Here is a 24,020-nt window from a genome sequence, read left to right as displayed (position 1 = left end):
CGGACACGTTTCAGGCAAACAGTCCATATGGATTGCATGTCCTGCCTGGTCAATCGCTTCATCACCGACGCCCGATTACCTCGACTTATGCGCTTGACGACCAAGGGACGCTATGCCGTCACCGCGATGCTGGATTTGGCGCTGCATGATGATGCCGGCCCCATCAGTCTCGCCGACATTTCCAAACGCCAAGCGATCTCACTGTCCTATCTGGAACAGTTATTCGCGCGGCTCAAGCGTGCCGAACTGGTCAATAGCGTACGTGGCCCGGGCGGCGGTTACATGCTCGCGCATGCGTCCAACGCCATTTCGGTGGCGTCGGTCATCGGCGCGGTGGATGAGTCCGTAGACGCAACGCGCTGCCAAGGGCTCTCGGACTGCCAGCAGGGCGATACCTGCCTGACGCACCATTTGTGGTGCGATCTGTCAGACAAGATTCATGGCTTTCTCGACGCCATCACGCTCGCCGAGCTGGTGGAACGCCAGGAAGTCCGCGATATCGCCGCCCGCCAGCAGCGCGTCGCGACAGAGACGATCAGCACCGATACCATCAGCATTGCGCCGCAATGAGCGTGCGGGCAATAGGCGCCAGCGCCATCATCGATACGAGCCGTCATGACCTCACCCGTGTATCTTGACTATGCTGCCACCACCCCCGTCGACCCACGCGTCGCGGAGGTGATGGCGCGTCACCTGACACTCGATGGCGTCTACGCCAATCCTGCATCGCGTAGCCACATGCCGGGATGGCTAGCCGAACAGGCAGTAGAAAGCGCACGCCGCCAAGTCGCCGATTTGATTGCCGCCGATCCGCGAGAGATCGTTTGGACCAGTGGTGCTACCGAGGCCGATAACCTGGCGTTGACCGGCTTCATGCGTGCCAACCGAGCGCGCGGTCGACATCTGGTCACCTCGCGTATCGAACATAAGGCCGTCGTCGATACCGCCCTCGCACTCGAGGCCGAAGGTTTCGACGTGACCTGGCTGACGCCCGGCGCGGATGGCCGCGTAACGCCCACGCAGCTCAACGACGCCATGCGCGAGGATACCGTGCTGGTCTCGCTGATGGCCGTCAATAACGAGCTGGGCAGCCTTCATGACCTGGCCGCACTCGCTGAGGTCGTCCACGCCGCTGGTGCAGTCTTCCATGTCGATGCCGCCCAAGCTACCGGCAAGATCGCGCTCGATGTCAACGCCATGGGCATCGACCTGATGTCGATGTCGGCGCACAAGACCTATGGCCCCAAGGGCGTCGGCGCGCTCTATGTACGTCGTAGCCCCGACATTCGCCTCGAGGCGCTTATCCATGGCGGCGGTCACGAACGTGGTATGCGCTCGGGCACGCTGCCCACGCATCAGATCGCGGGCATGGGCGAAGCCTTCGCGCTGGCGAGTGACGAGCGCGAAGCCGATCACGCCCATGGCCTGGCCATGCGCCAGCGCTTTCTCGACGGTCTCGCGGCATGCGAAGGCGTGCACTGCAATACGAAGCTCGACGTCTCGGTCCCCATGATCGTCAACCTGGCGTTCGACGACGTCGACGGTGAATCGCTACTGATGGCGCTGCGCGCGCTGGCGGTATCGACCGGTTCGGCGTGCAACTCGGCCAGTGTCGAGCCATCCTATGTATTGAAGGCCATCGGCACCGATCGCATTCGCGCCTTGGCGTCCATTCGCTTCAGTTTCGGCCGCTTCACTACCGAGGCGGACATCGACACCGCAAGCGCCGAGCTCAGACACGCACTCGGCGCCCTACGCCAATGATTCGAGGTCGCCGCACCGTGCGTCGCGACCCAAGCAAGGAGGTCAACATGGCTAACATCAGTATCAGTTCCGCTGCCGCCGATCAGATCCAGCATGTGCTCGCCGAACGCGGCAATGGCCTCGGCCTGCGCGTGGCGATCAAGCCCAGCGGCTGCTCCGGCTACAGCTACGTGCTCGATATCGCCGACGAGGTGGGCGCCAACGACGTGCCCTTCGAGGATCATGGCGTCAAGGTGCTCGTCGACAAGGAGGCCTTGACCATGCTCGACGGCACCGAGGTGGACTACGTCAACGAAGGGCTTAACCGTTACTTTCGCTTCAACAACCCCAACGCCACCGACGAATGCGGCTGCGGGGAAAGCTTTAGCGTCTAAAGGCGTCACTCGCCGGGCGTGCGCCACGTCCGGCGACACGCTACAATGACGCGCTTTTTTCGACATCCGTCGAGTTTCATGCAACGCGTCGCCTCGAGCGGCGCGTTGGCGTATCGATCAAGACCCTCGATTTCAGTCACGGAGACATTGACCTCATGGCCAACGAACGCACCCTGTCCATCATCAAACCCGACGCCGTCGCCAAGAACGTCATTGGCGAGATCGAAAGCCGCTTCGAAAAGGCCGGCCTCAAGATCGTCGCCGCCAAGATGCTGCAGCTTTCCCAGGCGCAGGCCGAAGGCTTCTACGCTGAGCACAAGGAACGTTCCTTCTTCGGCGACCTAGTGGGCTTCATGACCTCCGGCCCGGTGGTCGTGCAGGTACTGGAAGGCGACAACGCCATCGCCGCCAACCGTGACCTGATGGGCGCTACCAACCCCAAGGAAGCTGAGGCCGGCACCATCCGCGCCGACTTCGCGCAGTCCATCGATGCCAACGCCGTGCACGGCTCTGACTCGCCGGAATCCGCCGAGCGCGAGATTGCTTACTTCTTCGGCAGCGAAGAGATCTGCGCACGCTGATCGCTTCCCGCGGGGGCCGCAAGGCCCTCGCACCGCCATCCACCGAGCGTACGACCCACCATGACCCTCGATACCGTCACGCCCCGTACCAACCTTCTCGGCCTTACGCGCGAGGAGATGGAAACCTTCTTCGTCTCATTGGGCGAGAAGAAATTTCGCGCCGCCCAGGTGATGAAGTGGATTCACCACGAAGGCTGCGACGACTTCGAGTCGATGACCAATCTCTCGAAGGCGCTGCGCACGCGCCTCGAGGAACTCGCCGAAATACGTGGCCCACGCGTGGTCTACGAAGGCGCCTCGCAGGATGGTACGCGCAAGTGGGTCCTCGAAGTGGAAGACGGCAGCTACGTGGAGACCGTGCTGATTCCCGCCGAGGGCGGCAAACGCCGCACGCTTTGCGTGTCGTCTCAGGTCGGTTGCTCGTTGGATTGCAGCTTCTGCTCCACCGGTAAACAAGGCTTTCAGCGCAACCTCACCAGCGCCGAGGTCATCGGTCAGGTGTGGGTGGCCAGCAACAGCTTCGGCGCGCGACGTGATACCAACCGCCCGGTCACTAACGTGGTGATGATGGGCATGGGCGAGCCGCTGATGAACTACAATGCCGTCGTGCCGGCCATGAAGCTCATGCTCGACGACAACGGTTACGGCCTTTCCAAGCGCCGCGTCACGCTCTCCACCTCCGGCGTCGTACCGATGATCGACAAGCTCGGCGACGAGCTCGACGTGAGTCTGGCGATTTCGCTGCATGCCGCCAACGACGAGCTGCGCAACGAACTGGTCCCGCTGAATCGCAAGTACAACATCGCCACGCTGCTAGATTCCTGCCGTCGCTATCTCGATAAATGCGATGACACGCGCATGCTGACCATCGAGTACACGCTGATGAAGGATGTCAACGATCAGCAGCTCCATGCCCAAGAGCTGGCGACGCTGCTCGGGGATCTGCCGTGCAAGATCAACCTGATTCCCTTCAACCCGTTCCCGCACTCGGGCTACGAGAAGCCGTCACGCAACCAGGTCATGCGCTTTCAGCACTGGCTCGAAGAACTGGGCCATACCGCTCCCGTCCGCATGACGCGCGGTGACGATATCGATGCCGCTTGCGGCCAGCTGGTGGGACGTGTCAAGGACCGCACCAAGCGTCACGAGCGTTACATTCAGTCCATTCAGATCGACGCCGATTGAGCCTCGCCTTGACTTCACTAAGGTGCGGCGCTTTGATGGGACACTTTCAGACGACGAATACCGTCTCATCGCACCGATTGATGCCATTGTTCGAGAGGGCTCCATGACGCGCCGCCATCGTCCACCTTCGATCCGCTCGTTGAGTGCCGCGATGTCGCTCGTCTGGCTATTGAGCGGTTGCGCCGTCCAGGTCGAAAGTAACTCCCCCTACGCATCGCCGAACAACGGTCAAGCGGTGTCGGCGTATACCGAGCTGGGGTTGGCCTATCTCAAACGCGATAACTTAACGCGCGCCCGCGATGCGCTGGAACACGCACTGGAACTGGGTCCCGACGACCCACGGGCGCTGGAAAGCATGGCACTTCTCTATCAACGTCAGGACGAGCCGGCACTCGCCGAGGAATATTTCGAACGTGCGCTGGATGCCGACGGCAATTATACTCGCGCGCGCAACAACTACGCTGCTTTTCTGTACGATGAGGGCAAGCTTGACGCCGCCTGCACGCAACTACAGCAAGCAGCACAAGACACCACGTATAATAATCGCGCCCAATTGCTTGCCAATCTGGGCCGATGCCGGTTCGAGCAAGGCGAGCTCGATGCCGCGCGACGTCCGCTAGAACAGGCTATCGCGTCCGACTCACGCGATGCACAAAGCCTGCTCTTGCTGGCGAGACTCGACCATACGCAGGGTCATGATGAACGTGCCTGGGAACGCTTGCAGCGTTTCTTTACCTTGGCCGAGGCGACTCCGAAAAGTCTCGAATTGGCGAGCGAGATCGCTCGCGCACGGGGCGACGAGGAAGCCGCAGCCTTTTATCATCGGCAGCATGACGATTCCTGAGGCATGATCCGACCACACGAATTCGAGAAGGATGCTCTGGTATGAGCGACACTCACGAACAACACGTCTCCCCCGCTCCCTCCGAGGGTCACGAACCTCCGGGCACTCGGCTGAGGCGCGAGCGCGAGCGACAGGGGCTGTCGCTTGAAGAAGTCGCCGAGCAGCTCAACCTCCGGCCCGCCGTGGTCACCGGTTTGGAAGAAGACCGTTACGATCAGGTCCCCATTGCCACCTATCGGCGGGGTTATCTGCGTGCTTACGCCAAGTTGCTGGGGCTCGACGATACACGTGTGGCGCAAGACTACGATGCCCTGCATGGCCGTGACGATCTCGACCGCAAAGTCACACCGCCATCGTATCGCTCGCAACCGCCTTCACGGATTGGCGCTTGGGTCTTCAAACTGGTCACGCTAATCATCATCGTAGGCCTGATCGGCTTGACGCTGCTCTGGTGGCAGAGCCGTGAGGGTAACGAGTTCTTCGGCCTGGGCGATGAACCCGCCGCCATGGAAAGTTCAGATGGCGGTAGCGCCACCGAGGGCAGCGCGGGGAACGTGGGGAGCGAGGCCATGGCAAGCGACGCCCTCAACGATGACGCTTCCCCAAACGACGAGGCACAACGCGACGGCATCGCGTCGCAGGCTGCCACGGGCGAACAAGGCGACGCGAGCGAACAGGACAACCTGCCGCCGCTACCCGACGAAAACGACAATCTAGGCCTCGTCAACAATGACGAAGCGAGCGATGGCACTGGCACCAGCGATGACGCGGACGAGGCCAGCCGCGACGATGCCGATACGCAGGGCACGAACGTCGCCGTCAACGACACCTCGGCGAACGCCGAATCCACCACGCAGGACGGCGACAGCGATGACACCAGCAGCGTTGCAAGCGCTGACAGCGCCAATGGCCTGACGCTGACTTTCAACGAGCAGTCATGGACCGAGATCTATGATGCCGACGATCAGCGCCTGATGGCGGGCCTGCAAGACCCCGGTACCGATACCGAACTGCAAGGCACGCCCCCGTTTCGCCTGACCATTGGTAACGCCTCCGGCGTCGAGCTCCGCTATCGGGGCGAGAACGTCGATCTGAGCCAGCATACCGGCGGCAACAATGTCGCCCGCTTCACCTTGGGAGAGTGATACGCACATGCATATGCAATCTCCGATTCAACGGCGCCAATCTCGCCAGATTCATGTCGGGAATGTCCCCGTCGGTGGTGGCGCGCCCATCGCCGTTCAAAGCATGACCAACACCGATACCCTGGATGTCGCCGCCACTGTGGCGCAGATCCGCCAGCTCGAGGCCGCAGGAGCGGACATCGTGCGCGTTTCGGTGCCCACCATGGAGGCCGCCGAGACTTTCGGCCAAATCAAGCGCCAGGTCTCGGTCCCTCTGGTTGCCGATATTCACTTCGACTACAAGATCGCCCTGCGCGTGGCAGAACTAGGCGTCGACTGCCTGCGCATCAACCCCGGCAATATCGGCCGCGAAGACCGCGTGCGCGCGGTGGTCGATGCCGCCCGCGAACACGGCATTCCGATCCGCATCGGCGTCAACGCCGGATCGCTGGAAAAGGATCTGCAGAAGAAATACGGCGAACCGACGCCGGAGGCGCTGGTCGAATCCGCCATGCGGCATATCGAGCACCTCGACCGCCTCGATTTCCAGGATTTCAAGGTCAGCGTCAAGGCCTCCGACGTGTTCATGGCAGTGGCCGCTTACCGCCAACTCGCGCAGCGTATCGACCAGCCTCTGCATCTAGGCATCACCGAAGCCGGCGGTTTGCGTTCGGGGACCGTGAAGTCCTCGATTGGGTTGGGCATGCTGCTGATGGAAGGCATCGGCGACACCATTCGCGTCTCGCTGGCGGCCGACCCCGTCGAAGAGATCAAAGTCGGCTATGACATGCTCAAGAGCCTGCGCCTGCGCTCCAAGGGCATCAACTTCGTCGCCTGCCCGAGTTGCTCGCGCCAAAATTTCGACGTCATCGGTACCATGAACGCCCTCGAGGAACGCCTCGACGACATCATGACGCCGCTCGATGTCTCGGTCATCGGCTGCGTGGTCAATGGCCCCGGCGAGGCCAAGGAAAGCGATATCGGCCTCACCGGCGGCGACCCGGCCAACCTCGTTTATATCGACGGCAAGCCGGCCAGCAAGCTTCGCAACGACCACTTGGTCGACGATCTGGAAGCGCTGATCCGCGATAAGGTCCGCGAAAAAGAGGCCCGCGAACGCGATACCATCGCCCGCGAGGCATAAAGCGCCGCTCGCGCGCCCCGTACCGGTTCAGGAGTCAGCATTGAGCAACAAGATCCAGGCCATCCGTGGCATGAACGATCTGCTACCGGAGCAGTCGCCTGTTTGGCAATACTTCGAGCGTCAGATCCAGCATCTCATGCAGCGCTATGGGTATAGCGAAATCCGCATGCCTATCATCGAGCAGACGGCGCTGTTCAAGCGCTCGATCGGCGAAGTAACCGATATCGTCGAGAAGGAGATGTATACCTTCGATGATCGCAACGGCGACAGCCTCACGCTGCGGCCCGAAGGTACCGCTAGCTGCGTGCGTGCGGCACTGGAGAACGGTCTGCTTTACAACCAGACGCAGCGCCTGTGGTATCAGGGGCCGATGTTCCGCCATGAGCGCCCTCAAAAGGGGCGCTATCGCCAGTTCCACCAGGTCGGTGTGGAAGCTTATGGCATGTATGGACCGGACATCGACGTCGAGATGATCCTGCTCAGCGCCCGCCTATGGGAGGCGCTCGGCCTGATGCCCCACGTCCAATTGGAGCTCAACTCGTTGGGCTCCAACGAGGCCCGTGCCGCCTACCGCGATGCGCTAGTCGCCCACTTCGAGGCGCATTCCGATGTCCTTGACGAGGATTCTCGGCGCCGTCTGAGCACCAATCCGCTGCGTATTCTGGACTCCAAAAATCCCGACATGGCGGCGATGCTCGCCGACGCGCCGCGCTTGATGGACCACCTCGACGAAGAATCGCGTGTTCACTTCGCCGAGCTCACCGCCATGCTCGAAGCAGCTGGCATCGACTATGTCATCAATCCACGCCTGGTGCGGGGGCTGGACTATTACAGTCGAACCGTGTTCGAGTGGACCACCCAAGCGCTGGGCAGCCAGGGCACGGTATGTGCCGGCGGTCGCTATGATGGCCTGGTCGAACAGCTCGGCGGCAAGCCTACGCCTGGTGTGGGGTTTGCCATGGGCGTCGAGCGACTGATCCTGCTACTCGAAACGCTCGACCTGATCCCTGAGGCCGCGCGACCGCGCACCGACGTCTATCTGACGGCCATGGGCGATGCCGCTAGCCGTGAAGCGATGCTGCTGGGTGAACGCCTGCGTGACGCTCTGCCCGGCATGCATCTGCAGCTCCATTGCGGCGGCGGCAGCTTCAAGAGCCAGATCAAGAAAGCCGACAAGAGCGGTGCCCGCATGGCGTTGTTACTCGGCGAGGATGAGCTGGCCAGCGGTCAGGTAGGGATCAAATTCCTACGTGAGGACCGCGATCAAGAAAGCGTTGCCCTCGATGCGCTCGCGGCGCGTCTCAAGACGCTTCTCGCGGAGGCTTGAAGAGCGGACTTGAAGAACGGACTTGAAGAACGACGCGCCGTTTCGTACGAACAGCCATTGAAGGAGACCGCCCGTGGCGGAGCTTATTACTAGCGAAGATGAACAGCTTGAGACGCTCAAGCGCTGGTGGAAGGAGTACGGCAAGGCGATTATCGCCGGCATCGTGCTGGCCGGCGCTGGCGTATTCGCCTGGAACGCCTGGCAGGATTACCAGGCCTCTCAAGCGGAAGCGGCGTCGCAACGCTACCAGCAGCTCACGATGCTGATGCAGCAACCGCAGATGAGCGCCGAGCAGCGCGAACAGGCGACGACCATGATCGATGGCCTGGAAAGCGAACACGGTGGCACCCTTTATGCCGAGCTTGCCGAGCTGATGCGTGCCCGTTTGGCTGTCGACGCCGATGACTTGGAGGGCGCACGCGAGACACTATCGTCCTTCATCGATGGCAGCGAACATGCTTATCTCAGTGGCCTCGCGCGCCTCAACCTGGCACGCGTGCAGATCGCCCTGGACAACGCCGAGGGCGCCCTGACCACACTCGAGGGCGATATCCCCACCGCGCTCGCGGCGCAAGCCGCCGAGATCAGCGGCGATGCCCACGCCGCTTTAGACCAACCCGATGAGGCGCGTCAAGCCTATCAGGACGCGCTCGCCCGCGCCGAAGAGCAGGATCAACCGCTTTCCGGCGTACGGCTCAAGCTCGACAATCTCGGTGTAGAGGACGCCAGCTGATGAAATTGAACCACCTACTGTTACCGGCCGCGCTCACCTTATCTACCTTGCTGGTGGGCTGCGCTGGCGACGTCGAGCCGCAGTATCCACCCAAGGAACTCAAGGACTTCTCGGCCTCGGCGACCCTCGACGAGCGTTGGTCCACCTCGGTCGGCGATGGCCTGGGTCGGGCGCGTTATCCCTTGATGCCCCTACTCGCCGACGGCACCCTCTATGCCGCCGATGAAAACGGTCTGTTGCGTGCACTCGACGCCGATAACGGCGACACCCAATGGGAAGTACGCTTCGACACGCCGCTTTCCAGCGGCATGTCCCGCGATGGTGCGCGTTTATATGCCGGTACGCGCAACGGTTCCGTCGTTGCCATCGATCGCGAGGACGGCAGCGAGGCCTGGCGTTCCAAGGTCTCCAGCGAAGTGTTGGCCACCCCCCAGGTCAACAGCAAGCTGGTCGTGGTGCAGAGTGTCGACGGCACGGTGACTGCCCTTGATCGCACCTCAGGGCAGGAAGAATGGACCTATAGCAGCAGCCAGCCTTCCCTGACCCTGCGCGGTACAGGCACGCCGCGCGTCATCGAGCCGGTATCGTTCGTCGGCTTTGCCAATGGCCGCCTGGTGACACTCGATAACCGCAGTGGCCAACCGCTGTGGGATATGCGCGTCGCCGTGCCGCAAGGACGCACCGAAGTGGAACAGCTCGTCGACCTCGACGGTCAACCGGTGCTGTCCCAGGACGGTCGTCTGTTCGTGACCAGCTACAATGGCCGCGTCATGGCGCTGGAAGCCACCAGCGGCGAAGTAATCTGGTCGCGCGACGAATCCAGCTATCTGACCCCATTGCGCGTCGGCAATTACCTCTTCACCGTCAACGAAGCCAGCCATGTCTTGGCGCTCGACGTCGATAGTGGCAGCGTGCTGTGGGAATCCGACGCCCTCGAAGGCCGCGACTTGACTGCGCCCACTTTCGTCGACGGTAAGCTGGCATTTGGCGACTATCAGGGCTATGTCCACCTGCTCAACGCCAGCGATGGGGAAGTCGTGGGCCGTACGGAACTCGGCGGCGATGGCATCAGCCTGCCGTTGTTGGCCGACGACCAACGGGTCTATACCCTCACCAACGACGGCGAACTGGCGGCCTACGATATCGACGCAAGCGACGATTGACTGAGCCGCACTTGAACGTCTGAACGGGCACCTCGCGATGAGGTGCCCGCGTCATTTGTGGGCCCGCACCGATCAGCAATGCTAGAATCACGCCACGACAACGTGACGCTTGCGTCATGTCCTCTTTGAAGCGACCACGTCGCATGTCCAGCCTCACTCAACGCTTTTGTGCGCCGGTTTACGAGACACCATGAATCCTGTCATCGCCCTGGTAGGCCGACCCAATGTCGGCAAATCGACCCTCTTCAATCGCCTGACCCGCACGCGTGACGCGCTGGTCGCCGACTTCGCCGGCCTGACCCGTGACCGCAAGTACGGCAACGGCGCGCTCGGCGACAAAACCTATACCGTCATCGACACCGGCGGCATCAGCGGTAATGAAGAAGGCATCGACGCCGCCATGGCCGAGCAGTCGCTGCTGGCCATCGACGAAGCCGATATCGTGCTGTTCATGGTCGACGGGCGTAGCGGTCTCACCGCCGCCGATGAAGCCATCGCCAATCATCTACGCGTCAATCAGAAGAAGACCTGGCTGGTGGTCAACAAGACCGATGGGCTCGAAGAACACTCGGCTTCGGCGGATTTCTGGCAGCTCGGCCTGGGCGATCCACGCCCGATAGCCGCTGCGCATGGGCGCAACGTGACCGCCTTGATCGACGAGGTACTGGCGCCCTTTCCCCCGCGTGAGGCCAACGCCGCGCCGCCGGATCTCAGCAACGGCATTCGCATCGGCGTCATCGGTCGCCCCAATGTCGGCAAGTCGACGCTGGTCAACCGCCTGCTGGGTGAAGAACGTGTCATCGTCTTCGATGAGGCCGGCACCACACGCGATGCCATCGAGATCCCCTTCGAACGACGCGGAAAGCCCTATGTGCTGGTCGACACCGCCGGCGTGCGGCGACGCAAGAACGTCAAGGAAACCGCCGAGAAGTTCTCGATCATCAAGACACTCGAAGCCATCAAGGACTGTCATGTGGCGGTCATGGTGCTCGACGCGCGCAGCGGCCTGGTCGATCAGGACCTGCACCTACTCGACTATGTCCTGAGCAGCGGGCGGGCGCTGGTGCTGGCGGTCAACAAATGGGATGGTCTCGAGCAAGAGGCGAAAGACAAGATGCGCACGGAGGTCAAGCGCCGCCTGGGCTTCGCCGATTACGCCGAAATGCACTTCATCTCCGCGCTGCACGGCACCGCAGTGGGCGATCTCTACCCATCCGTCACGCGCGCCTTCGACTCGGCCAACAGTCACTGGTCGACCAACCGCCTGACCACACTCTTGCAGGATGCGGTGAGCGAACATCAGCCACCGTTGGTCCACGGTCGCCGTATCAAGTTGCGCATGGCCCACCAGGGTGGCAGCAACCCGCCCATCATCGTGGTCCACGGCAATCAGACTGGCTCACTGCCCGAGGCGTACAAGCGGTACCTGATCAACACCTTCCGCAAGGTGCTCAAGGTACGCGGCACGCCGATGCGCTTCGAGTTCCGCTCGGGCGACAACCCCTACGACGAAAATGCCGGCGCCAGCGACCGTGAGAAGGCCAAGAAGCGCGAACTGAACCGCACGCGCGAAGCGCGCAAGAATCGCCGCTGAGATGCGTCACTCGTCGCCATTGCCGAGCACTCGATTGCGCCCCGCCAGCTTGGCGCGGTAGAGCCTTTGATCGATGGCGTCGAGGCCCGCCTCGACGCTGGGCGCATCATGCAGACCCGCCACCCCGGCGGAAAACGTCACCCCGAGATCGCCACGGTCATTGATCATCTGCGTCTGCGATTGGAACTGCAGGCGTATGCGTTCGATCGCATGTTGCGCGTCCTCGGGGCTACAGTGCGGCAACAAGACACAAAACGCCCCACCGGCGTAACGTCCCACGTGGTCGATGAAACGCAGTTGCTGCGTCAAGTGCTCCGCGAGGAGGCGGATCACGTAGTCGCCACTGGCATGTCCGTGATGGGCATTCAACGCCCCGACATGATCGATATCGATTAGCGCCAGGCTAGTGGGGGTACCGCTACGCTGGGCACGGGCGAATTCGACTTCCAACAGCTCCTGCAAGGCGGCGTGGGTAAGCACGCCAGTCATGCCATCGCGCGCCACCCAGCGCCGCGAGCTACGCGCTCGGTGGGCGTGTGACAACACCGTGGCCACCAGGGCATCGTCATCGACCGGCTTGCCAAGAAAAGCGTCACCGCTGCGCGTCAAGGCTTGATCACGCACGTCATCGCCGGCCGCCAGATAAACCACGGGCAAGTCCCGCCAGGTGTCGTCGAGGCGCATCACGTTGGCCATTTCGCGTCCTGTGCACGTAGGCAAGCGCGTGTCCACCAAGGCCAGATCGGGGCGATAATCGCGCAGTGCGGCCAGGGTCTCGGCCGGCACATTGACCACCCATGAGTCGATCCCCGCACCGTCCAGCACGAGGTGGTAGTGTTCGGACAACTCGGCATCGTCCTCGACGATCAATACGCGCAGCGGCTCCGGAGTGGAGCCTGGCACCAGTCGTTCCAGGCATCTGTCGATCAACGAGGCGTCCAGCGGTGGCACGAAATAGCCCGCCGCGCCATGGCGAATCGCCGAGAGTCGTGCCGCAAAATCGTCCTCGTCGCCGAACACCAGAAGGTGCGGAGGAGACTGCCAGGCGCTCCACCAAGCGCTCCAGCGCGAACGCGGCACGCTACACTCGTCGATCAGCACGGCGTCAGGCTGCCACGCCATCAGGGCGTCGACGTCATGCATGACATACGCGTGACACACATATCCCAACGCGCTCAAGGCCTCGCCCAGCGCGCGTCGCCGTAGAGGTTCGTCACCGAGCAAGGCGACACGTACCGACGCGGTATCTCGCTGAGCCGTCGTGGCATGTGCGGAAAGCAGATCGTCGAGATTGGGCAGTTGCTCCGCCCCGTATTGCAGACGCGATTGCAACGCTGCCAGTGTATAAGGGGCGGGCAGCACTCCCCCATCGAGCCACTGGCGAACCTGACATGCCACCTCCCCGCATGTCTCGCTCAAGGCGTCATAGCCGAAGCTGCCGGCGGAATCCGCGATACGTTGCAGGGCCTCGCAGACTGCCTCCAACTCCACCGCCGATGCGGCATTATCGCGAGTACTCATCTCTTCGACTTGCGCCATTGCCGCCTGCACGTCGTTATGCAATCGCTCGACGTATTGCACGCGTAATGCTTCGAGGCGCCGACTGCGTTCGCTCTCTTGCATACCGCCCTCTCCCTGACCGTAAGTCCGCCTCGCAGCACTGAATACTACGACTCTTGCGCCTCTTGCCTCGCACCTACCCACTGGCAGGCAAACTGCCAGGCGGCGCGCCCGCTTCTCACCCCACGCAAGGTGGCAAAGCGCACCGCGTCCTCGCGGGCTGCATCGCTCCAAGCGTCATCCCCGCCCAGGTAGTGTACCCAATGCAGGCATGCCGTCAGGTACGCATCCTGATTGAAAGGATGGAAGGCCAGCCACAGCCCAAACCGGTCGGAGAGCGAGATGCGCTCTTCCACTGCGTCGCCATGATGGAGCTCGCCGTCGACCAGTTGGGTGTCCTGATTGTCGGCAAGCGACTCGGGCAACAAGTGGCGCCGATTGGATGTCGCATACAACAAAACGTTCTCGGGCGGCCCAGTCAAGGTGCCATCGAGCACGCTCTTGAGCGCTTTATAGGCGTCATCGTGGCCTTCAAAGGAGAGATCGTCGCAGTATACGATGAAGCGATGCGTCGAGCCTCGCAGTCGCTGCACCAACCCTGGTAGACCCACCAGGTCGTGTCGGTCGACCTGAATCAGGCGCAACCCTTCCGGTGCCAGCGTGTTGAGCAAGGCTCTGACCATCGACGACTTGCCGCTGCCACGTGCGCCCCAGAGCAGCGCATGATTCGCCGGGCGCCCGTGCAAGAAGGCGCGCGTATTACTCAAAAGCGCCGTCTTCTGGCGCTCGATGCCAACCAGGTCGTCCATGCCGACACTATCGCGTGCCGCCACCGGGATCAGTTGGCCGCCCAGCGCGTTACGCTGCCAGATCGCCGCCACATCGCGCGACCAATCGACAGCTTCGGGTTCTGGCGGCAACCATGCCTCGACCCGGTCCAGCACCTTGTGCAGACGTTGCGCTAGATCGGCGTCCATCCTTCTCCTCCTGTCGTTGTTCATTCTAGAATCCCGCTATAGTTCGCTGGTTGACCCAACGGAGCATCAGGGTATCTTGGAGCCGTTTGGTTGCCGGGTCCAGAACCCATCAGGAGATCCTCATGCAAAGGACGTTGCCGTCTCGCCTACGCACGCCGCTCGCCATCGCCATGGTCGGCCTAACGCTCGCCGCTTGCAGCACTTCGCCCCTGGGTCGAAACCAGCTGGCGCTGTTTTCCAACGATGAGCTCGAGCAGATGGGGCAGCAAAGCTTCGCCCAATATCAGGAAGAACTGCCCGAGGTCGGTGGCGCCGCGCACGACTACGTGCAGTGCGTAGCCGATGCCATCACCGCCGAGGTGCCCGCCGATACGCAGGTCGATGATTGGGAGGTCAAGGTCTTCGATGACGACTCGGCCAACGCCTTCGCACTCCCCGGGGGCTACATCGGGGTCAATAGCGGCCTGCTGGATATCGCCGAGGACCAGGACCAACTGGCCGCCGTCATCGGTCACGAGGTAGGCCACGTTCTCGCAAACCACGCCAATGAACGCGTCTCGACGCAAGCCGCCACCCAGACCGGGCTCTCGATCCTGCAATCGGCCGCAGGGCTGGAAGGTGCCGCCGGCGAGCAGCTCATGGGTCTCCTCGGCGCGGGCGCCCAGTACGGTGTGATCCTACCCTTCTCGCGCAAACAGGAGTCGGAAGCCGACAAGGTCGGCCTGGACTTGATGGCCGAGGCCGGCTTCAATCCCAGCGCTAGCATCGATCTATGGCAAAACATGGCCTCGCAAAGCCAGGGCGCACCTCCGGAATGGCTCTCTACCCACCCCAGCAATCAGTCACGCATTCAAGGCTTGCAAGATCGCCTGGACGAAGCCACGCCGCTCTATGAGCAGGCCCGGGCCAGCGGCAAGCGCCCCAACTGTCAACGCTGATCGTTCCCTGAAAAGCCAGTGGGAGAGAACTTGTTCCCGATGATGTCAGCCACTTCCATCGCGAATGAATTCGCTCCCACACCAGAGCCTGACCTCAGGTGCCTGCGGAACGTCAAAGCTCGCGGCGTAGCATATTGCGTACTGGCTCAGTGTCAGGGCGCACGTGCCGCCACAGGAAAAACGACTCAGCGGCCTGCTCGACCAACATGCCCAAACCATCGATCGTGCGCACGCCACGTGCACTCGCCCATTGCAGGAAGACGGTCGGATCTGCGGCATACATCATATCGTAGGCCACGCCATCAGCAGCCAATAGCGTATCCGGTAAGGGTGGCAACTCGCCGCTCAATGAGGCGCTGGTGCCATTGATGACGACATCATAAGCACCTTCCAAGGCATCATAGCCACTACCCTTCACGCACGCCTGTTGCTGCCCACGTTCTTGCGAGTGAAAGTCAGCGGCCAGGCTGACGGCCTTCTCGGCCGTACGGTTGGCAATATGCAATGCGCGTGGCCCCGCCGCCAGCAACGGATCGATCACGCCGCGCACGGCGCCGCCCGCACCGAGCACGAGAACGCGCGCATCGTCGAGCATCACGCCGTGCGCCTCGAGATCACGCACCAGCCCCACGCCATCGGTGGTATCGGCATAGGTGCGCCCGTCGCGGCCATGTACCAGCGTATTGACGGCTCCCGCTCTACGCGCGCGCTGGCTGAGCACGTCCGCCACGCGATACGCCTCTTCCTTGAACGGCACGGTGACATTGGCGCCACATCCGCCAGCCGCCACGAAGGCCTGCCAGGCGCCAGCGAAGTCCTCGCGCGGCGCCTCGATGGCCTCGTAGGTCATGGCCTGGCCACACTGCTCGGCGAACAGCGCATGAATGCGCGGTGAGCGCGAATGCGCGATGGGGTTGCCGAAGACACAGTAACGCTCGCTCATACCTCGGCCTCCTCGAGCCATTCGCGTGGGTGCAGAAATTCATCGCCCAGGCGCGCCTCATCGCTTCCCGGCTCGGGCTCCCAACAATATTGCCATTGCGCCAGCGGCGGCATCGACATCAGGATCGACTCGGTGCGCCCACCGCTTTGCAGTCCGAACAGGGTGCCGCGATCCCAGACCAGATTGAACTCGACGTAACGGCCGCGCCGGAACGCCTGAAAGTCGCGTTCACGCTCGCCGTAGGGCATCTCGCGCCGCCCCCGCACGATGGGTAGATAAGCGTCGAGGAAAGCATCGCCCACCGCCTGCTGGAACGCGAAGCAGTGCTCGAAGTCCCATTCGTTGAGATCATCGAAGAACAACCCGCCGACGCCGCGCGTTTCGCCGCGATGATGGAGCTTAAAATAATCGTCGCACCACTGCTTGAAGCGCGGGTAGACATCATCGCCGAACGGCTGGCAAGTGTCGCGGGCCACGCGGTGCCAGTGGACCACGTCCTCGAACACCGGATAAAACGGCGTCAGGTCGAAACCGCCGCCGAACCACCAGACGGGATCGGCATCGTCCTTTTCGGCGATGAAGAAGCGCACGTTGCCATGCGCGGTGGGCACGTGCGGATTATGCGGATGCAGCACCCAAGACACACCCACGGCATGAAAGCTGCGCCCAGCCAATTTGGGCCGCGCGGCCGAGGCCGAAGCCGGCAGACGTTCACCGAAGACATGCGAGAAATTGACCCCACCCTTCTCGAACACGTGACCGTTCTCGATCACCCGCGAGCGACCGCCACCGCCCGACTCGCGTGTCCAGCTGTCTTCGCGAAAGGCCGCGCCATCCTCGGCAGCCAAGCCTTCACAGAGACGTTCCTGCAAGTCGAGTAGATACTCCTTCACCTTGTCGAGATGGGGATGTGCCACGTCACGCTCCTCGGGTTGTCGGTTGGTTTGACTCATGTAGCGCGCGGCCATGGCGCAAGAGCGTGCATACACCGGCACGCCTCAATCGCGCAGGACCTCGCCGCTTTCCAGATCACGGATCGTGCTCGGCCGCGCATATCCGCCCAGCGCCCCCTCGACGAGCGTCACCGCCTCACCGAAGGCCGCGCGTATATCGTCGGCGCTCATCGCGGGCGGCTCTCCGGCGCGATTGGCCGAGGTCGAGACCAGCGGCCCGCCGAAGGCATCGCACAATGTCTGTACCAGAGGATGGTCGCTGACACGCACCGCCAGGGTGGCGTGCTCGCCGCGCAACAACGGGCGTGCCCGCCCGTTGTCGGGTATCAGCCAGGTGGTGGGCACCGTGTGGCTGGCCGCCAGGCGCGCGCGCTGCGTCTCATCGAGCCCTTCCAGCCAAGGAGCCAATTGAGACACGTCCCCGGCGATCAGAATCAGACCCTTGGCAGGATCGCGTTGCTTGAGTTCGATCAGCCGCGCCAGCGCGGCATCGTCATCGGGATCGCAGCCCAGCCCCCACACCGCTTCGGTGGGATAGGCCACGATGCCGCCACGGCGCAATGCCGCGACGGCGTGACTGAAAGTGTCGGAGGTCTCTGACATAGCGCAGGATGTCGCTTCACGGCGATACAAGGTATAGCCATCTTATCATGCACGTGGGGGAAGACGCCGTGCCAAGCTGTCGCAGGCGGTTTAGAGCCATTTTTCAGCCGCTTAGGCGAGTACTATTGCGGCTCACCAGATCGACAAGAAAGTCAGCCACTGCACGAGTTCGGCGTGACTGTGTCAGATCAGACTGAACTACCAGGTAGATTGGCTGATCGACACCTATGTCTGAAGCTACGCAGATCAGCCCAGCATTTAGGGCAACGAAATGAGGTAAAACTGCAAGTCCGAGTCCTGCCTTGGCTGCCGCTACCTGAGCCGCGACCGAGGTGGTCGTCAGCACGGGTTCGCGCCCCTGCAGGATCCTTTCAACCCATTGCGCAGCAGGCAAGTGCGACTGCATCTCGCTCCAGGTAATGAATTCATCCAAGTCATAGGCACCAGCATCGGGGTTGGTCTCGCACTGTGCCGCATAGTTTGAACTACGATATAGCCCGTATCCCAAGGTGCCAAGGCGGCGTAACGTGACGTTGCCACGCTCCGGCTTGACCATCCGTAAGGCAAGATCAGCGTCGCGACGATGCAGATTGACGGTGGCTATATCGGTTACGAGTTCAATCGTAATACCAGGGTACTGTCTGCGAAACATCGGCAATGCTGGAAGAATGAGCTCATTCGCCAAATTCTCTGCCGTGGCAAGCCGTACTTTTCCAGTCATCTGCGCATGCTTGGATATCCCCGAAGTAAACGCAGCCGCGGCAGCTTCCAGCACCTCAGCCTTCTCGACCAAACCGGCCCCTTCCTCGGTAAGTTGATACCCCGATTGTTGGCGTACGAAGAGCGGCAGTTTTAGAGCCTTTTCGAGACGCTCGATTCGTCTCGAAAGCGTCGCGATACCAAGATTGAGTTCTGATGCAGCGCCGCTCAGCGTGCCGTGGCGAGCGACGGCAAGAAAAGCACGAGTGTCATCCCAGATCCAACCTCTCGGCATCTGCTTTTCAAAAACGGAAATCTCTTTACCTATATCGCTCATTTTTTCCATATATGGATAGTGCCACGCTGCAACTCCGGCACTCAAGGAGACGCATCATGGAAAAGCGAACGCTTGGTAACGACCTATCCATTTCCGCCATCGGACTGGGTTGCATGGGAATGAGCGAGTTTTACGGCCCTCGCGATGACAGTGAGTCACTGCATGTGCTTGCGCGGGCCGTCGAGCTTGGTATCGACTTTTTCGACACGGCGGATATGTACGGGTCACATCATAACGAGGAGCTGATTGGCAGCTTTCTAGCTCTCCACAAGCCACAGGTTCGAGTCGCAACCAAATTCGGCATCGTTCGTAACCCTGGCGAATACAAACGCAGCCTGGACAACAGTGCTAGCTATGCGCGCAAGGCCTGCGAGGCCTCGCTACGTCGACTCGGCGTGGAGCAAATCGACCTCTACTACGTCCATCGGATCAATCCAGAGCAGCCGATCGAAGAGACGATCGATGGGCTCGCTCAGTTGGTCAAAGCTGGAAAAATCGCCCGCATTGGCCTCTGCGAGGTCAGCGCAGAAACGCTGCGCCGAGCCCATGCGGTGCACCCGATTACTGCAGTGCAAACTGAGTATTCTCTCTGGACACGCGACGTAGAGCGAGACGTGTTACCCACCTGTCGCGAGCTAGGCATCGGCTTCGTGCCCTATTCACCACTGGGACGCGGGTTCCTGACTGGACGGTTTCAGGATACGGCAGACTTCAGCGAGGGTGACTTCCGCCCCAACCTGCCGCGTTTCACAAAAGAAGCGATTGGCACCAACCGCCGGATCGCGGAAGTGATCGCTGACATGGCCCGCCATAAGGCATGTAGCCCGGCCCAGCTCTCCTTGGCCTGGCTCTTGTCAAAAGGGCCCGACATCGTGCCGATACCTGGCACAAAGCAACTGCGCTATATCGAGGAGAATGCCACGGCAGCGCAGATCACGCTTAGTGCACAAGAACAACAGCAGCTCGAAACGGCAACCGCACGCCTACCAGTAATGGGCGAACGCTACACCTCAGAGGGCATGAAGGGGGTAAACGCATGAATACCACCACAGCGACTACATCCACTTTTCAGCCCACTGATCCGATAGCCAAGGAGGATAGACTCTGACATGTCTACCCAAACCAGGACCTGGCACAACTGGGTCGCCGTGGCGGCGCTTGGCGTCGGCAGTTTTACCATCGTTACTACCGAGCTTGCACCGATAGGGTTGCTCTCTGTCATCGGGGCCGATCTCGGAACATCCACCTCCCAGGCTGGGCTAATCGTGACCCTTTATGCCTGGATCGCTGTGGCTGCGGCGCTATTTACCGCTGTCGTACTTTCTCGTTTGCCAAGACGACCGCTTCTGGTTGCTCTGATGTTGATTCTGGCGCTGTCCAGCGCGCTTGCTGCGTGGGCTGACACCTTTCCCGCGCTGATGGGCGCGCGAGTAATCGGCGCACTCTCTCACGGTGCCTTCTGGGCAATGATCGGTACTGTCGGTGCACAGCTCGTACCGCCCCACCGCGTTGGTCTGGCCACATCGATCATATTCGGCGGCGTCTCGGCTGCCAGCGTGCTGGGTGTACCACTGGCCAACCTGGTCGGTACTAACGAGGGCTGGCGTACTGCCTTTGCCGGCGTCGCCGCCCTTTCCTTCGCCGTCGCCACGGTATGCTTTATCACCTTGCCCAAGCTACCAGGCCACGAAGGTGTCGGTATCACCGCACTCGGCCGCGTTCTATCAGGCTACCGATTCATTCGCATCTTTGCCGCCATAATCCTGACGATCACCGCCCATTTCATGGCCTTTACCTATATTGAGCCATACCTTGGTGCGCAAAGTGGCATAGCCCCATCGGCAATCGCCCCGCTGCTTTTTGCGTTTGGTGGAGCTGGGCTTGCCGCCAACGTCGTGACCGGTGGCCTGATTGATCGTAGGCTCAAAACTGTTCTACTGATCTCGCTCTGCATGGCGTCGATGGCGTTGTGGGTATTGTCCACGGTGGCAGGTGATCTGGGACTGATAAGCACGACACTCGTCTTGATTGTCTGGGGTGGTGCAATTGCCGCTATTTTGGTGGGCTTCCAGACTTGGATTCTCAAGGAAGCGGGTGCCGACGCACTGCCGGCCTCGGCAATCTACGCAGCGATTTTCAATGGATCGATCGGGCTTGGGGCGATATTGGGAGCCTCTATCTCTACGCTGGCCGGCCTCTCAAAGCTCTTTTTGATCGCGGCTACGGCAATAGCAATGGGAACACTCGCCATCGTGTTGCTAGCTGCTCCAGCGACAACTTCCGATGCTACAGAATAGGCTGGTCACGCTTTTTTCTGCTTCGAAAGGCCTAGCGCGTGGCACGGCGCACCCACCCCCCGCTCACCTGCGCGGCCTGGCCAGCGAGCTCCAGTTCCAGCAGGCGCATCTGGCATCCGCCGACATCCAGCTCGCTGCGCTCGACGAGCACGTCCAGCGGCGTAGGGGCCGTGTCCAACAGGGCGAGTAATGGATCCTGGGATACATCGGAGGGCGCCGGCGCCTCTGCATGCACCGGAAGCGTTGACGTGTCGGCCTCGGGCCGCGCCGCGTTCAGCGCCTGCCAATGGCCGAGTTGCTCGAGAATATCGTCGCGCCCGCACACCAGAGAAGCACCGTCGCGGATCAGTCCCAGGTTGCCACGCGCCTGCACGTTGTGCAGCGAGCCGGGAATCGCGAAAACCTCGCGGTTCTGCTCCATCGCCAGCCGCGCACTGACCAACGAGCCGCTCTTCTCGGCCGCCTCGACGACCAGCACGCCCAGCGAAAGCCCGGTAATGATGCGATTGCGGCGTGGGAAATAGCGCGCATGCGCCCGCGTCTCGGCGGGATGCTCGGAGAGCAGCAAGCCACCTTCGTCGAGTAGACGACGATACAGGCCGGCATGACGGGGCGGGTAGATCACGTCCACGCCGCAGCCGAGTACCGCGACGCTGCGACCGCCGGCATCCAACGCCGTGCGTTGGGCTACGCCATCGACACCCAGCGCCATGCCGCTGACGATGGAGAAGCCCGCCTCGACGAGTTCGCGGGCGAAGAAGGCCGCGTTGTCGCTGCCTTCGCGGGTCGGGCGCCGCGTACCGACCATGGCCAGACCCGGCAATTCGAGAGCACCCAGGTCGCCCTTGGCCCATAACAGCGCCGGCGGATCGACGATTTCATCGAGCAAGGCGGGCCAGGCCGGATGACCGGGATACAAGAGATGATGCGATGGCTGGCTCGCCTCCCATTCCAGGGCCGCCGCGACCGGTGCTTCCAAAGGGCTCTTCGCGGGATGATCGAGCCAGTGCCGCAACGTGTCACGCGGCCCGGCAGGCATTGCCGCCAGCCAAGCCTCGGGCCAGTCATCGGCCAAGCCTTGCGCGGCCAGTTCACGGCGAATGACCGCCAGACGCCGTGCGCCGAGTTTGGGGAGATGCGCCAGGGCACACCACTCTCTTGCAGTCATCATGTACAACTTCCTCACCGAGCTTCGAATGACGTCAATACACTCCGCTCGGGCGTGCTCACGCCATCGCCCACTTCCAGCGGCCGCGAAGCCTTCATGACTAGCGCGTAGCTGACCCGCTCGAAGCTCTCGAACACCATCGCCATGCCGCCGGGCTCGCCCGCCAAATGCAAGGTGCCACCTTCGAGTGGATCACTCACCTGCACCGACGAGGCATCCAAGGCCAGCACAGTCCCCGGCGTCACGTCATTCCTGCGCCCCAGATCGAGCGCCACGATGGTGTGCCGGCCGACATAGCTCACGCCTTCGGGCACGCCCAGAATCTCGCCATCGACGGCATGGTCTGGCACATGAGGGGAAAATGTCAGAGAAAGAGGCTCTTCACGATACGGCAGCAGGCGATCGCCGGGGCGTATTTCCTGACGCGCCTTGCGCACCTCGAAGACATCCAGGTCGCCTTCGCGCTTCACCCAGCGGGCCTCGCCCACTGCCCGCAGTTCAATGCCCAGCAGCGCGTCGCTGTCCGGATCATGATAGATCGTACCGGGGCGATAGATGACACGCCGCACGTCACGCGAGCGCGCGGCGTCCTCGCCTGCACGGACATAAAACCGATCGCCACTGCCGATCAGTTGATGCCCCTCCTCGCCCGCGACGACGTAGGGCGTATCGTCCAGCGTGGCCCGCGAGTCGATGAGGCGATATTCGTTCAGGAAGGGCGCCACCGTCTGGCGCTCGATGGTGGGGACCGCCTCGCTCGGCGGCAGTTCACGCACACGTGGGGACAGATGCACGACCTCACGCGGTTCACCTCGCTCCTCGGCGGCATAGACCGAGCCGACAATAGCGACCAGTGCCAACCCGAGTCCCACTCGCATACCGCTGCGCCACCACCCGGCAGCGCTCCCGCCATATCCTGCCCACATGATCGTCTCTTCTTCTGAGTGCTCGCACGTCAACCTGCCACTGCCCGAGGCTCTCGACCCTCGGCATGCGTCAGGACGCACTGCTATACTTTTCACATGTTCCGTCGCCCTGCTTCACCGCTGCTGGCGACGCACCGCCTAGCCGTTCGCTATCGGCGGCATCGGCGCCCTTTCGGTTCCGTTCCTGCCGGTGGCGCATTACACTAGCGGACAAATTTCACGTGACAGCATAACGGTTTTCTTAACGCCATGGCCAAGCTGACCATTCTCGAATTTCCCGACGGACGCCTGCGCAACAAGGCAGCGCCTGTCGAGACCGTCGACGACGAGATCCGTACGCTGGTCGACGACATGCTCGACACCATGTACGACGCCCAGGGCATCGGCCTGGCCGCGACCCAGGTCGATGTGCACCGCCGTGTCATCGTCATGGATGTCAGCGACGATCGCTCACAGCCCCGCGTACTGATCAATCCCGAATACACTCCGCTGGGTGAGGAACGCGAGCCTATGCAGGAGGGCTGCCTGTCGATCCCCGACCATTACGCCGAGGTGCCGCGTGCGTTGCGGGTATCGCTCAAGGCGCTGGATCGCGATGGCACGCCTTACGAGCTGGAGGCCGATGGTCTGCTCGCCCACTGCATCCAACATGAGTGCGATCACCTCGAAGGCACGCTGTTCGTCGACTATCTCTCGCCGCTCAAGCGCGACCGAATCATGAAAAAGATGCAGAAACGCCACAAGGCCATGCAGGACGCCTGAGGCTACTACGCCATCCTCGCCTCG

24 protein-coding genes are annotated in these 24,020 nt (G+C 61.9%); 16 read left to right on the top strand and 8 right to left on the bottom strand.

The genetic code is table 11. The annotated features are described in order from the left end of the window. The first annotated feature begins 87 nt into the window (after positions 1 to 87). The 12 genes from iscR to der all read left to right on the top strand — a co-directional run bounded on the left by iscR (position 88) and on the right by der (position 11,833). Positions 88 to 570, top strand: coding sequence for a Fe-S cluster assembly transcriptional regulator IscR (gene iscR, locus L1075_RS03760; RefSeq protein ID WP_246940481.1), 483 nt, complete (start codon positions 88 to 90; stop codon positions 568 to 570). 45 nt (positions 571 to 615) lie between these two features. Next, positions 616 to 1,764: an aminotransferase class V-fold PLP-dependent enzyme gene (locus tag L1075_RS03755; RefSeq protein WP_075368320.1), complete on the top strand. Its 1,149-nt coding sequence runs from the start codon at positions 616 to 618 to the stop codon at positions 1,762 to 1,764. A gap of 47 nt (positions 1,765 to 1,811) precedes the next feature. After that, a complete protein-coding gene (locus tag L1075_RS03750; protein WP_075368321.1) occupies positions 1,812 to 2,138 on the top strand; it encodes a HesB/IscA family protein in 327 nt (108 codons plus the stop codon). 155 nt (positions 2,139 to 2,293) lie between these two features. Next, complete coding sequence (gene ndk / locus L1075_RS03745) at positions 2,294 to 2,719, top strand: nucleoside-diphosphate kinase (protein WP_246940037.1); 426 nt, start codon at positions 2,294 to 2,296, stop codon at positions 2,717 to 2,719. Positions 2,720 to 2,779: 60 nt separating this feature from the next. Further along, the gene (gene rlmN, locus L1075_RS03740; protein ID WP_075368323.1) at positions 2,780 to 3,904 is read left to right on the top strand and encodes a dual-specificity RNA methyltransferase RlmN; all 1,125 of its coding nucleotides are present in this window, start codon (positions 2,780 to 2,782) and stop codon (positions 3,902 to 3,904) included. A gap of 103 nt (positions 3,905 to 4,007) precedes the next feature. Further along, entirely contained in the window at positions 4,008 to 4,748 is a 741-nt protein-coding gene (gene pilW, locus L1075_RS03735; protein ID WP_246940035.1) for a type IV pilus biogenesis/stability protein PilW, read from the top strand. Positions 4,749 to 4,789: 41 nt separating this feature from the next. Beyond that, on the top strand, positions 4,790 to 5,893 hold the full coding sequence (locus L1075_RS03730; protein WP_246940033.1) for a RodZ domain-containing protein: 1,104 nt from the start codon (positions 4,790 to 4,792) through the stop codon (positions 5,891 to 5,893). Positions 5,894 to 5,900: 7 nt separating this feature from the next. Then, a complete protein-coding gene (gene ispG / locus L1075_RS03725) occupies positions 5,901 to 7,016 on the top strand; it encodes a flavodoxin-dependent (E)-4-hydroxy-3-methylbut-2-enyl-diphosphate synthase (RefSeq protein WP_040242945.1) in 1,116 nt (371 codons plus the stop codon). Between the two features lie 40 nt (positions 7,017 to 7,056). Beyond that, positions 7,057 to 8,343 (top strand): histidine--tRNA ligase, encoded by a 1,287-nt coding sequence (gene hisS / locus L1075_RS03720; protein WP_246940031.1) that lies wholly within the window; start codon positions 7,057 to 7,059, stop codon positions 8,341 to 8,343. A 73-nt stretch (positions 8,344 to 8,416) separates the two neighbouring features. Next, complete coding sequence (locus tag L1075_RS03715) at positions 8,417 to 9,076, top strand: YfgM family protein (RefSeq protein WP_246940029.1); 660 nt, start codon at positions 8,417 to 8,419, stop codon at positions 9,074 to 9,076. Further along, positions 9,076 to 10,239 (top strand): outer membrane protein assembly factor BamB, encoded by a 1,164-nt coding sequence (bamB, locus tag L1075_RS03710; protein WP_040242949.1) that lies wholly within the window; start codon positions 9,076 to 9,078, stop codon positions 10,237 to 10,239. The genes L1075_RS03715 and bamB overlap by 1 nt, the downstream gene beginning before the upstream one ends. A 190-nt stretch (positions 10,240 to 10,429) precedes the next feature. Further along, on the top strand, positions 10,430 to 11,833 hold the full coding sequence (gene der / locus L1075_RS03705) for a ribosome biogenesis GTPase Der (RefSeq protein WP_040242950.1): 1,404 nt from the start codon (positions 10,430 to 10,432) through the stop codon (positions 11,831 to 11,833). Between the two features lie 6 nt (positions 11,834 to 11,839). On the opposite strand, the gene L1075_RS03700 is transcribed toward der, so the two are convergent. Then, the gene (locus tag L1075_RS03700; protein ID WP_246940027.1) at positions 11,840 to 13,456 is read right to left on the bottom strand and encodes a diguanylate cyclase; all 1,617 of its coding nucleotides are present in this window, start codon (positions 13,454 to 13,456) and stop codon (positions 11,840 to 11,842) included. 44 nt (positions 13,457 to 13,500) lie between these two features. Beyond that, entirely contained in the window at positions 13,501 to 14,370 is an 870-nt protein-coding gene (locus L1075_RS03695) for an ATP-binding protein (RefSeq protein ID WP_246940024.1), read from the bottom strand. Between the two features lie 122 nt (positions 14,371 to 14,492). Here L1075_RS03695 and L1075_RS03690 point away from each other — a divergent pair, with 122 nt between their 5' ends. Further along, positions 14,493 to 15,308: a M48 family metallopeptidase gene (locus tag L1075_RS03690; protein WP_246940021.1), complete on the top strand. Its 816-nt coding sequence runs from the start codon at positions 14,493 to 14,495 to the stop codon at positions 15,306 to 15,308. A 112-nt stretch (positions 15,309 to 15,420) separates the two neighbouring features. Here the strand turns inward: L1075_RS03690 and aroE are convergent, their stop codons facing one another. The 4 genes from aroE to L1075_RS03670 form a co-directional block, all read right to left on the bottom strand. Beyond that, positions 15,421 to 16,251: a shikimate dehydrogenase gene (aroE, locus tag L1075_RS03685; RefSeq protein ID WP_246940018.1), complete on the bottom strand. Its 831-nt coding sequence runs from the start codon at positions 16,249 to 16,251 to the stop codon at positions 15,421 to 15,423. Next, on the bottom strand, positions 16,248 to 17,168 hold the full coding sequence (gene hemF / locus L1075_RS03680) for an oxygen-dependent coproporphyrinogen oxidase (protein WP_246940015.1): 921 nt from the start codon (positions 17,166 to 17,168) through the stop codon (positions 16,248 to 16,250). Before hemF ends, aroE begins: the two co-directional genes overlap by 4 nt. A gap of 81 nt (positions 17,169 to 17,249) precedes the next feature. After that, the gene (tsaC, locus tag L1075_RS03675) at positions 17,250 to 17,807 is read right to left on the bottom strand and encodes an L-threonylcarbamoyladenylate synthase type 1 TsaC (protein ID WP_246940012.1); all 558 of its coding nucleotides are present in this window, start codon (positions 17,805 to 17,807) and stop codon (positions 17,250 to 17,252) included. A gap of 103 nt (positions 17,808 to 17,910) precedes the next feature. Next, positions 17,911 to 18,888, bottom strand: coding sequence for a LysR family transcriptional regulator (locus L1075_RS03670; protein ID WP_343310840.1), 978 nt, complete (start codon positions 18,886 to 18,888; stop codon positions 17,911 to 17,913). 11 nt (positions 18,889 to 18,899) lie between these two features. Here L1075_RS03670 and L1075_RS03665 point away from each other — a divergent pair, with 11 nt between their 5' ends. Both L1075_RS03665 and L1075_RS03660 read left to right on the top strand, forming a co-directional pair. Continuing rightward, the gene (locus tag L1075_RS03665; RefSeq protein ID WP_246940009.1) at positions 18,900 to 19,883 is read left to right on the top strand and encodes an aldo/keto reductase; all 984 of its coding nucleotides are present in this window, start codon (positions 18,900 to 18,902) and stop codon (positions 19,881 to 19,883) included. A gap of 69 nt (positions 19,884 to 19,952) precedes the next feature. Continuing rightward, on the top strand, positions 19,953 to 21,140 hold the full coding sequence (locus L1075_RS03660) for an MFS transporter (RefSeq protein ID WP_246940006.1): 1,188 nt from the start codon (positions 19,953 to 19,955) through the stop codon (positions 21,138 to 21,140). A gap of 31 nt (positions 21,141 to 21,171) precedes the next feature. Here L1075_RS03660 and dprA read toward each other — a convergent pair whose 3' ends face one another. Together dprA and L1075_RS03650 are read right to left on the bottom strand one after the other, a co-directional pair. Then, entirely contained in the window at positions 21,172 to 22,311 is a 1,140-nt protein-coding gene (dprA, locus tag L1075_RS03655; RefSeq protein WP_246940004.1) for a DNA-processing protein DprA, read from the bottom strand. Between the two features lie 11 nt (positions 22,312 to 22,322). Continuing rightward, complete coding sequence (locus L1075_RS03650; protein WP_246940000.1) at positions 22,323 to 23,234, bottom strand: peptidoglycan-binding protein; 912 nt, start codon at positions 23,232 to 23,234, stop codon at positions 22,323 to 22,325. Positions 23,235 to 23,483: 249 nt separating this feature from the next. Here L1075_RS03650 and def point away from each other — a divergent pair, with 249 nt between their 5' ends. Continuing rightward, complete coding sequence (gene def / locus L1075_RS03645; protein ID WP_246919409.1) at positions 23,484 to 23,996, top strand: peptide deformylase; 513 nt, start codon at positions 23,484 to 23,486, stop codon at positions 23,994 to 23,996. Positions 23,997 to 24,020: the final 24 nt, after the last annotated feature.

This window comes from Chromohalobacter beijerinckii, from assembly GCF_023061185.1.
Classification (GTDB): Bacteria; Pseudomonadota; Gammaproteobacteria; order Pseudomonadales; family Halomonadaceae; genus Chromohalobacter; species Chromohalobacter beijerinckii.
This window is presented reverse-complemented; position numbering and strand designations above follow the sequence as displayed.